Below are 9,779 nucleotides of genomic sequence, written 5' to 3'. Positions count from 1 at the left end.
GCGGGCACCTTCACCGCGGTGATGGGCCCCTCCGGCTCCGGCAAGTCGACGCTGCTGCACTGCGCGGCCGGACTGGACCGCCCCGACACCGGACTCGTCGTCGTCGACGGCGAGGAGATGACCGGCGGCCCGGGACCGGCCCGCAGCGAGGCGGCGCTGACCCGCTTCCGCCGCACCCGCATCGGCTTCGTGTTCCAGCAGTACAACCTGCTCCCGACGCTCACCGTCGCGCAGAACACGATCCTGCCGCTCAAGCTCGCGGGGCGCCGCGTCTCCCGCGAGCGCGTCGAGCGCATCCTCACCGACGTCGGCCTCGGCGACCGGCTCGGCCACCGCCCCGACCAGCTCTCCGGCGGGCAGCGCCAGCGCGTCGCCATCGCCCGCGCCCTCGTCACCGAACCCTCCGTGATCTTCGCCGACGAACCGACCGGCGCGCTCGACACCCGCAGCGCCCGCGACGTCCTGCGGCTCCTCCAGGAGACCGTCCGGCTGCACGGCAGGACCGTCGTCATGGTCACCCACGACCCCGTCGCCGCGTCCTACGCGGACACCGTCCAGTTCCTGGCGGACGGCCGGCTCGCCGGGCAGCTCCACGCCCCGACGGTCGACGCGGTCGCCGAACGCCTCGCCCACCTCGGCGACGCCGTCGCGATGGGGGTGTGAACCGTGTTCACCATGCTCGGACTCGCCCTGCGCTCCGTACGCCAGCGTCCCGGCCGCTTCCTGGCCACGCTCCTGTCGGCCTTCCTCGGTGCCACGATCGTCATGACGTTCAACTCGATGCACGACACCGCCGGAGCGAGCGGCGTCGACAAGGCCAGCGCCGACACCCTCACCACCGCGGCGAGCGTGGTCGGCGGCTACGGCACGCTGCTCGTCTTCTTCGCCGTCGCCTCCACCCTCACCGTCAATGTGCGTCAACGTACCGAGGAACTGCGCCTGTTGCGCCACACCGGCGCGACCCCCGCGCAGATCAAGCGGATGGTCGTCGGCGAGTCCGTCGTCGTCGCGCTCGTCGCCGCCGTCCTGGCGATCGGCCCCGCTGCCCTGGGCGGCTCGATCCTGCTCGGTGTCTTCAAGGACAGCGGCCAGGTCGCCGACTCCGTCGGCTACACCTTCGGCCCGCTCGCCCTCATGTCCGGCCTGGGCGTCACGCTGCTCGCCTCGACCGGCGCCGCGTTCCTCGCCGTGCGACGCGCCACCAGGAGCCTCTCCGGCGCACGCCGCCGCCCCGGGCGCGGCCGGAAGACCGCCTCCTGGGCCGCGCTCGTCGTCGGCGCGCTCGCGGTGAGCAGCACCTTCGCGATGAACGCCACGGACGCCGCGCTCATGGCGGCCCCCGCGTACGGCGCGATCCTGCTGTCGGTCGGCTTCGCGCTCGTCTCGACCGACCTGCTGCGGGGCTTCCTGCGCCGCGCCGAGCCACTCATCACCGCCCTCGCCGGCGTGAGCGGCTACCTGACCGTACGGAACATGCGCCGGCGCGCCGACCAGCTCTCCGGCGTCCTCATGCCGCTGATCCTCTTCACGGCCATGGCGACCGCGACCCTGTACATGCAGGGCGTCGAGAACGACGCGATCAAGGCGTCCGGCCTCACCCGGTCCATCGATGACAAGAACCTCGAGACGCTCAACCTCACCGTGGTCGGCATCATCGTCGTGTTCGCCTGCATCATGCTGATCAACTCCCTCTACGCGGCGACCGCCTACCGGGTCCGGGAGTTCGGCCAGCAGCGACTGGCCGGCGCCACCCCGGCACAGGTCCTCGGCACCGTCGCCGTCGAGGGCGTCGTCCTCACCGTCACCGGAGTGTTCTTCGGCACACTCGCCGCGCTCGCCGGCCTGCTCCCGTTCACCGCGGTCCGCGCGGACCGCCTCCTTCCGGACCAGGGCCCCGGCATCTGGATCGCCGTCGTGGCCGTCGCCACCGCGGCCACCCTGGTGACCAGCCTCGCCACCGCGCGGCGCGGTCTGAAGGTCCCGGCGGTCGACGCGGTCGCTCTCGCCGCGTGACCTGCGGTGCGCCCCGGCCGTGTCGGTGTTGGGCCGAACGGGTGACATGGCGTAAGAATTGACCGGTGCAGACAGTAGGGGCGAGCCGGACGGGGTGGGGGCAGTGAACAGCCACGACGTCACTGACGAACAGTGGGAAGGGCTCGCTCAGGTCGTACCGCTGCGCAGCCGCAACGAATGGCCGTCCGCGGTCGACCACCGGGCCCTTCCCGAGTACGAGACCGAACCGCGCCGCCGCTTCGTCGTCCTGCGGGTCAACGTCTTCGGCGATGCCCGCGAGGTCGCCGAGACCGTGATGACCGGCATTCCCGTCCTGCTCGACCTGACCGGGGCCGAGACCGAAGTCGCCAAGCGCGTGCTGGACTTCAGCAGCGGTGTGGTGCTCGGCCTCGGCTGCGGCATGCACCGGGTGGACCGCAACGTCTTCCTGCTGGCCCCGCCCGGGACCGAGGTCCAGGGCCTGGTCGCCGGGGCGGGCGCGCTCGGCTGAACCGGCGGGGGCGCGCCGTCCGGCACGTACGCGCGGCATAGTCCCCCGATCGTAGGAAGGTCATCGAGGGAAAACGGTTCTGCGTCGCGGGGCCGCCTACGTTCGTCGGCATGACCGTGCTCCAGCAGGACGCAGCGCCCTTACCCGGCACGTCCCCGGACCGCCCCCACGTCACCGAGCTGCGTCTCTCGGCGTTCGCCCGGCACCGCAACACCACCGTGCCGCTCGGCCCGTTCACCCTCCTGACCGGGCCGAGCGGCAGCGGCAAGACCAGCGCCCTGCGCGCCCTCGGGGCGCTCGCCGGACTCAGCGGCGGCGCCCGTCTCGCCGAGGTCTTCCCCGACCCGGGCATGTGTGTCCCGGAGCGGGCCAGGCCCGACGCGCAGGCCCGCCGCGGATTCCGCATCGGCTGCACCGTCGACGGCCCGGCCGGGCCCGTCCGCCTCGACCTGGCCGTCCAGGCCGAACCCGAACTGCGCATCGTCGGCGAGCGGTTGACCGGCCCCGGCGTCACCTACCTGGAGACGGCCCTGCGCGACCCGGGCCGGCGCGACGTCCAGGCCGCGTGGCACACCGCCGGCTCCGTCTCTGTCACCCGCGCACCCCTGCCCGACGACCTCCTCGGCACCGCGTTGCTCCCCCTGCGGGTCGCCGGCCGCACCGAGGGCCAGCGGCAGGTCCTCGCCGCGGCGGAACAGACCGTCGTCGGGCTGCGCTCCCTGTTCGCCTGCGACCCCGCGCCCGACCGGATGCGCGCCCCGGTGCCGGTGGGGGACGGACGGCTGCTCGCGGGCTGCGACAACCTCGCGGCGGTGCTGCGCCGCACCCGGACCGAATGCGCGATCCGGCACGGCCTGCTGGTGACGGCGGCCCGGGCGGGCCTCGCCGGACCGGTGCGGGACGTGCTCGCCGAGACGGGGACCGGCGGCCGCGCCGGAGCGCTCGTCGACCGTGGCGGCGGCGTGTACAGCCCCGCAGGCCGGCTCGGCGACGGCGAACTGCGCTACCTGGCCCTCGCCCTGGTGCTCCTGACCGGCCCGGGCGTCCTCGACGTCGACACGGTGGCCGAGGTCCCGGACGCCTATCAGACCCTCACCGTGCTCGCCGACGGACTCGACCGGGGCCTCGACCCGGTGCAGAGCCGCGAACTGGCTGGCCTCGCCGCCCGGATGTGCGCCCGCGGCCATATCCGGCTGGTGGCCGCGGCGGGCGCACAGGCGCCCGTGGTCCCCGAGGCGAGGGCGCACGGGGCCACGGTGGTAGACCTGGAGCCGTGACAGACGCAGCGAACGAACAGCCCCCGGGAGGCCCCCCGTCCGCCTCCGCGGACCCGCGGCGCCCCCTGGACGTCGCGGGACTGCAGGCCCGCCTCGCCTCCTTCGCCGAGGCCCGCGACTGGGGCCCCTTCCACACCCCGAAGAACCTGGCCTCGGCGCTCGGCGTCGAGGCCGCCGAACTGCTGGAGATCTTCCAGTGGCTGACCCCCGAGCAGTCCGGCCGGATCATGGACGACCCGGACAGCGCGCACCGGGTGCGCGACGAGGTGGCCGACGTGCTCGCCTACCTCCTGCAACTGTGCGAGGTGCTCGGGATCGACGCGCTCGCCGCGCTCGACGCGAAGATCGAGCGCAACGAAACCCGGTTCCCCGTCGCGAACCGTCACTCTTCGGAGTCATAGAGATATCCACAACCGGCCGTGTGTCCACAGATTTCGGGCTTCCTCTGGCTTTTCGTCTCACGCACCCTCACTCTGGGTAGTGGACAAGGGAGTTCGGGCAGGACGGACGGGGACACGCATGGAAGCGGTGCGGCTCATCGGGGTCGGCCGACGGGCCCTGGCGCAGAGCCAGGACGCGCCGGACATCATGAGGGAGGCATGGCAGGCGCAGGCGCTGGCCCAGGCGATGGGCAGCCGCCTGGCGATGCTCGGCCCGCCGGAATTACGGGGCGACGCGCTGAGCCTGAGCGAGGCCGGGGCGCGGGGCAGCGGGGGCTCCGCGGTTCCGGTGGTGGGCGCCGGCGGCATACGGGCGGCGCAGCTGACCGAACTGGGCGAGGTGGACCGGGCGTTGAGGGAGCTCGGTGCGCTGCTCGGTGACGTGGGCATCGCGCTCGTCGCCGTGGCGAGCGAGTCTTTCGAGGAGGGTGCCTATTGGCAGTGCATGGAAGCGATCGACGCCGCGGACGAGTCCAGGGACCGGGTCCTGGAGATCCTGCGGCGGTTGCCGGAGCACGACGACCGGATGCACGGGCGGCACGGACCCGCACCGGGATCGGACTCGGCGGCCTGACCGCGGCCGGCCGCCGGAGCCCGGCCGGCTCAGCCCTCCCCGGCGGCGGGGAGCGGTGCGCCGCCCGAGGACTCCTTGAGGTCGGAGTCGAGCTGCGACAGGTCGGCGTTGAGCGCCGCCATCAACTCCTCCATCTGCTGCAGCAGCCCCTTGGGCGCGCCCTGTTGCTGGGGTGCGGACACGGTTTCCCCGGTCATGACGGCTTCCTCGGACACAGCGGCCTCCTCGGCCCGCGCTCTTCCCGGGAAGGAAGAGCGGACGACACGCATGACGCCCGGCAGCGACCGCCGGCGCGGGTGCCGGGCGGTCCGGCACCGACCCCGCCAACGATCACGCGGCACGGCCGGTCACTGAGCGGGGCCCGTGCCACGCCTCGGGGTGACGGATATTCACCCGACCGTGGGGGCCGCGCGCCGGTGCGAACGGCACGGTTGACGCACGTGCGAGCGTGCAGGATGGAGGCATGGATCTTCGCATCTTCACCGAGCCCCAGCAGGGGGCGACCTATGACACGTTGCTGACCGTCGCGAAGGCGACCGAGGACCTCGGCTTTGACGCCTTCTTCCGCTCCGACCACTACCTGCGCATGGGGTCCTCGGACGGGCTGCCCGGCCCGACCGACGCCTGGATCACCCTCGCCGGCCTCGCCCGGGAGACCCGCCGGATCCGGCTCGGCACCCTGATGACCGCGGGCACCTTCCGGCTGCCCGGCGTGCTCGCGATCCAGGTCGCCCAGGTCGACCAGATGTCGGGCGGCCGGGTCGAACTGGGTCTGGGCGCAGGCTGGTTCGAGGAGGAGCACACGGCGTACGGGATCCCGTTCCCCAAGGAGAAGTTCGACCGGCTCGAGGAGCAGCTGGCGATCGTCACCGGGCTGTGGGCCACCCCCGTCGGCGACACCTTCACCCACGAGGGCACCCACTACCGGCTCACCGACTCCCCGGCACTGCCCAAGCCCGCCCAGGCCAAGGTGCCCGTGCTCATCGGCGGGCACGGGGCGCGGCGCACACCCCGGCTCGCCGCACGGTACGCGGACGAGTTCAACATCCCGTTCGCGTCGGTCGAGGACAGCGAGCGGCAGTTCGGCCGGGTGCGGGCCGCGGCCGAGGAGGCCGGCCGGCGCGCCGACGACCTCGTGTACTCGAACGCGCTCGTGGTCTGCGTCGGCCGCGACGAGGCCGAGATCAAGCGGCGGGCCGCGGCCGTCGGACGGGACGTCGAGGACCTCAGGGCGCACGGCCTCGCGGGGTCGCCGGCCGAGGTCGTCGACAGGATCGGCCGGTACGCGGCGACCGGTTCGAGCCGGCTCTACCTCCAGGTCCTCGACCTGCACGACCTCGACCACCTGGAACTGATCTCCTCGCAGGTCCAGTCGCAGCTGTGACTGCGTGACTGCGTGACTGCGTGACTGCGTGACGGGTCCGTCGGGCGCCGGTGGCCGATGAGGCGGGGAAACTCGCTGGTCACCGGTGCCCGCGCCGGGGAGACTGGGACGCGTGTTCCTGACGATCAGTACCACCGGTACCCCTGAACGCCCCGCGACCGACCTCGGGTTTCTGCTGCACAAGCATCCCGGGAACGCGCAGGCGTTCTCCACCTCCTACGGCACCGCGCACGTCCTCTACCCCGAGGCGAGCGCGGAGCGGTGCACGGCCGCGCTGCTGCTCGAGGTCGATCCGGTGGCGCTCGTCCGGCGCGGCAAGGGCAAGGGCGGCAAGGGACGGAGCGGCGCGGCCGACGCGTCCCTCGCCCAGTACGTGAACGACCGGCCGTACGCGGCGTCGTCGCTGTTGGCCGTCGCGCTGAGCACCGTGTTCTCCAGTGCCCTGCGCGGCGTCTGCAGGGCGCGCCCCGAGCGGGCCGAGCAGACCATGCCGCTGCGCGTCGAGGTGCCCGCGCTGCCCGCCCGGGGCGGCGCCGACCTCGTCCGCAAGCTGTTCGAGCCGCTCGGGTGGGCGGTGACGGCCGAGGCGGTGCCGCTCGACGAGCAGTTCCCTCAGTGGGGGGACTCGCGGTACGTGCGGCTCGTCCTGGAGGGGGAGCTCAGGCTCGCCGAGGCGCTGCGCCACCTGTACGTGCTGCTGCCCGTGCTCGACGACGCCAAGCACTACTGGGTCTCCGCCGACGAGGTCGACAAGCTGCTGCGCGCCGGTGAGGGCTGGCTGGCCGGACACCCGGAGCAGAAGCTGATCACCAGCCGCTATCTGTCCCGGCGCTGGTCGCTCACCCGGCAGGCGCTGGAGCGTCTCGAGCTGGTGCGCCTCGCGGACGCCGACGACACCGCGGTCGAGGCGATCGACAACGCGGTGGACGAGACGGCCGACACCGAGGAGCGGCCCGTCCCGCTCGCGGTGCAGCGGCGCGCCGCGATCCTCGCCGCGCTGCACGAGGCGGGCGCGGCCCGGGTGCTCGATCTGGGCTGCGGCCAGGGCCAGTTGGTGCAGGAGCTGCTCAAGGACCCGCGGTTCACCGAGATCGTCGGCACCGACGTCTCCGTGCGCGCGCTGACCGTCGCCGCCCGGCGCCTCAAGCTGGACCGGATGGGAGAGCGGCAGGCCGCGCGCGTGCGGCTCCAGCAGGGTTCGCTCGCGTACACGGACAAGCGGCTCACGGGATACGACGCGGCGGTGCTCAGCGAGGTCGTCGAGCACCTCGACCTCCCCCGGCTGCCCGCCCTGGAGTACGCGGTGTTCGGCTCCGCGCGCCCCCGCACCGTCCTCGTGACCACACCGAACGTCGAGTACAACGTCCGCTGGGAGAGCCTGGCCGCGGGGCACGCGCGCCACAGCGACCACCGCTTCGAGTGGACCCGCGCCGAGTTCCGCGACTGGGCGGAGCGGGTCGCAGGGCGCCACGGGTACCGGGTGGCGTACGTGCCGGTCGGCCCGGACGACCCGGAGGTGGGCCCGCCGACCCAGATGGCCGTCTTCACCCTGGACGACACCCCCGCCGCGCGGAAGTACGCGCACACCCCCGCCGAGAAGGAGGCGAAGGCCGTATGAGCAGCAACGACACCCGGGACAGCGCACGGACGCTGCCCGTCACCGACCTGAGCCTCGTCGTGCTCGTCGGCGCGTCCGGCTCGGGCAAGTCCACGTTCGCGCGCGCCCACTTCGCGCCGACCGAGGTCATCTCCAGCGACTTCTGCCGCGGGCTCGTCGCCGACGACGAGAACGACCAGAGCGCCAGCCGCGACGCCTTCGACGTGCTCCACTACATCGCGGGCAAGCGGCTCGCGGCCGGCCGGATCACCGTCGTCGACGCGACCAACGTGCAGCAGGAGAGCCGCCGCCAGCTCGTCGAGCTCGCCCGCAAGCACGACGTGCTGCCGATCGCGATCGTCCTCGACGTCCCCGAGGAGGTGTGCGCCGAGCGGAACGCGGCGCGCACCGACCGCGCCGACATGCCGCGCCGCGTCATCACCCGGCACGCCCGCGAGCTGCGCCGCTCGCTGCGGCACCTGGAGCGCGAGGGGTTCCGCAAGGTCCACGTCCTGCGCGGCACCGAGGAGATCGAGCGCGCGACCGTCGTGCGCGAGAAGCGGTACAACGACCTGACGCACCTCACCGGCCCCTTCGACATCATCGGCGACATCCACGGCTGTGCGAGCGAGCTGGAGACCCTGCTCGGCAAGCTCGGTTACGAGGACGGTGCGCACCCCGAGGGCCGCACCGCCGTCTTCGTCGGCGACCTCGTCGACCGCGGCCCCGACACCCCGGGTGTGCTGCGCCGCGTCATGGGCATGGTCCGGGCCGGCACCGCGCTGTGCGTCCCCGGCAACCACGAGAACAAGCTGGAGCGCTGGCTCAAGGGCCGCAACGTGCAGCACACGCACGGCCTGGCCGAGACGATCCAGCAGCTGGAGAAGGAGAGCGAGGAGTTCCGCACCGAGGTCCGTGAGTTCGTGCACGGCCTCGTCAGCCACTACGTCCTCGACGGCGGCAGGCTCGTCGTCTGCCACGCCGGGCTGCCCGAGCAGTACCACGGCCGCACGTCCGGACGGGTGCGCTCGCACGCGCTCTACGGCGACACCACCGGGGAGACCGACGCGTTCGGGCTGCCCGTGCGCTACCCGTGGGCCGAGGACTACCGGGGCCGGGCCGCCGTGGTGTACGGACACACCCCGGTCCCGAACGCGACGTGGCTGAACAACACCATCTGCCTCGACACGGGCGCCGTCTTCGGCGGCAAGCTCACCGCGCTGCGCTGGCCGGAGCGCGAGCTCGTCGACGTACCGGCCGAGCAGGTCTGGTACGAGCCGGTCAAGCCGCTCGCCACCGAGGCGCCCGGCGGGCACGAGGGCCGGCCGCTGGACCTCGCGGACGTGCACGGCCGGCGCACCGTGGAGACCCGGCACACCGGACGCGTCACCGTGCGGGAGGAGAACGCGGCCGCGGCCCTGGAGGTCATGAGCCGCTTCGCCGTCGACCCCCGGCTCGTGCCGTACCTGCCGCCGACCATGGCACCCACGGCCACCTCCGAGGTGGCGGGGTACCTGGAGCACCCCACCGAGGCCTTCGCCCAGTACGCGGCGGACGGCGTCACCCGCGTCGTGTGCGAGGAGAAGCACATGGGCTCGCGGGCCGTCGCCCTCGTGTGCCGGGACGCCGAGGCCGCGCGCGAGCGGTTCGGTGTGGACGACCCGGCGGTCACCGGCTCGCTCTACACCCGTACCGGGCGGCCGTTCTTCGACGACGCCGAGACGACCGAGGCCGTCCTCGCGCGCATCCGGGACGCGGCCACCGCGGCCGGCCTGTGGGAGGAGCTCGACACCGACTGGCTGCTGCTCGACGGAGAGCTGATGCCCTGGTCGCTGAAGGCGACCGGGCTGCTGCGCTCGCAGTACGCGGCGGTCGGCGCGGCCGCGGGCGCCTCGTTCCCCGGGGTGCTGGGCGCGCTGGAGCAGGCCGCCGCGCGCGGGGTCGACCTGGGCGGACTGCTGGAGCGGCAGCGCGGCCGGGCGCAGGACGCGGCCGCGTTCACCA

General features: G+C 73.4%; 10 protein-coding genes. 9 read left to right on the top strand and 1 reads right to left on the bottom strand.

The window, feature by feature from the left end; genetic code table 11:
• From GTW43_RS30430 to GTW43_RS30405, 6 genes are all read left to right on the top strand, one after another.
• On the top strand, positions 1–663 hold a 663-nt coding region (locus GTW43_RS30430), incomplete at its 5' end, for an ABC transporter ATP-binding protein (protein WP_161305210.1).
• Between the two features lie 12 nt (positions 664–675).
• A complete protein-coding gene (locus GTW43_RS30425; protein WP_161305211.1) occupies positions 676–2,013 on the top strand; it encodes an FtsX-like permease family protein in 1,338 nt (445 codons plus the stop codon).
• A 103-nt stretch (positions 2,014–2,116) separates the two neighbouring features.
• Positions 2,117–2,503 (top strand): cell division protein SepF, encoded by a 387-nt coding sequence (locus GTW43_RS30420; RefSeq protein WP_161305209.1) that lies wholly within the window; start codon positions 2,117–2,119, stop codon positions 2,501–2,503.
• Between the two features lie 110 nt (positions 2,504–2,613).
• Positions 2,614–3,780, top strand: coding sequence for an ATP-binding protein (locus tag GTW43_RS30415; RefSeq protein ID WP_161305208.1), 1,167 nt, complete (start codon positions 2,614–2,616; stop codon positions 3,778–3,780).
• A 65-nt stretch (positions 3,781–3,845) separates the two neighbouring features.
• A complete protein-coding gene (locus GTW43_RS30410; protein ID WP_202502147.1) occupies positions 3,846–4,181 on the top strand; it encodes a nucleotide pyrophosphohydrolase in 336 nt (111 codons plus the stop codon).
• Between the two features lie 118 nt (positions 4,182–4,299).
• Complete coding sequence (locus GTW43_RS30405; RefSeq protein WP_161305206.1) at positions 4,300–4,794, top strand: DUF6099 family protein; 495 nt, start codon at positions 4,300–4,302, stop codon at positions 4,792–4,794.
• A gap of 29 nt (positions 4,795–4,823) precedes the next feature.
• Here the strand turns inward: GTW43_RS30405 and GTW43_RS37735 are convergent, their stop codons facing one another.
• Positions 4,824–4,991 (bottom strand): hypothetical protein, encoded by a 168-nt coding sequence (locus GTW43_RS37735; RefSeq protein ID WP_202502144.1) that lies wholly within the window; start codon positions 4,989–4,991, stop codon positions 4,824–4,826.
• A gap of 266 nt (positions 4,992–5,257) precedes the next feature.
• On the opposite strand from GTW43_RS37735, the gene GTW43_RS30400 reads away from it, so the two are divergent.
• The 3 genes from GTW43_RS30400 to GTW43_RS30390 form a co-directional block, all read left to right on the top strand.
• Positions 5,258–6,178: an LLM class F420-dependent oxidoreductase gene (locus GTW43_RS30400; protein ID WP_161305205.1), complete on the top strand. Its 921-nt coding sequence runs from the start codon at positions 5,258–5,260 to the stop codon at positions 6,176–6,178.
• A gap of 112 nt (positions 6,179–6,290) precedes the next feature.
• Positions 6,291–7,796: a 3' terminal RNA ribose 2'-O-methyltransferase Hen1 gene (locus GTW43_RS30395; protein ID WP_161305204.1), complete on the top strand. Its 1,506-nt coding sequence runs from the start codon at positions 6,291–6,293 to the stop codon at positions 7,794–7,796.
• On the top strand, positions 7,793–9,779 hold a 1,987-nt coding region (locus GTW43_RS30390), incomplete at its 3' end, for a polynucleotide kinase-phosphatase (RefSeq protein WP_161305203.1). The genes GTW43_RS30395 and GTW43_RS30390, both read left to right, overlap by 4 nt.

The sequence above is a fragment of the Streptomyces sp. SID5785 genome (assembly GCF_009870065.1).
GTDB lineage: Bacteria > Actinomycetota > Actinomycetes > Streptomycetales > Streptomycetaceae > Streptomyces.
Note: the sequence above shows the minus strand (reverse complement) of the source record. Positions and strands in the feature narration are given on the sequence as shown.